1 pseudogene is annotated in these 657 nt (G+C 52.5%); it reads right to left on the reverse strand.

The window, feature by feature from the left end:
• A pseudogene (locus tag D8849_RS10520) lies at nt 1–657 on the reverse strand (MSCRAMM family adhesin SdrC); the annotation flags it as partial.

Below are 657 nucleotides of genomic sequence, written 5' to 3' on the forward strand. Positions count from 1 at the left end.
TCTGAATCAGCGTCAACAAGCGCATCGGCTTCAGCAAGTACAAGTGCATCAGCTTCAGCAAGCACAAGCGCTTCAGCTTCAGCGTCAACAAGCGCGTCGGCTTCAGCAAGTACTAGCGCATCGGCTTCAGCAAGTACAAGTGCTTCAGCTTCAGCATCAACAAGCGCATCGGCTTCAGCAAGTACAAGCGCCTCTGAGTCAGCCTCAACAAGTGCGTCAGCTTCAGCAAGTACATCGGCCTCTGAATCAGCAAGTACATCAGCTTCAGAATCAGCGTCAACAAGTGCATCAGCTTCAGCAAGCACATCAGCTTCTGAGTCAGCCTCAACAAGTGCGTCAGCCTCAGCAAGCACATCGGCCTCTGAGTCAGCAAGCACATCAGCTTCTGAGTCAGCCTCAACAAGTGCGTCAGCTTCAGCAAGCACATCAGCTTCTGAGTCAGCCTCAACAAGTGCATCAGCTTCAGCAAGCACATCGGCCTCTGAATCAGCGTCAACAAGCGCATCGGCTTCAGCAAGTACAAGTGCATCAGCTTCAGCAAGCACAAGCGCTTCAGCTTCAGCGTCAACAAGCGCGTCGGCTTCAGCAAGTACTAGCGCATCGGCTTCAGCAAGTACAAGTGCTTCAGCTTCAGCATCAACAAGCGCATCGGCTTCA

The organism is Streptococcus mitis (assembly GCF_003942765.1).
GTDB classification, from domain to species: domain Bacteria; phylum Bacillota; class Bacilli; order Lactobacillales; family Streptococcaceae; genus Streptococcus; species Streptococcus mitis_BE.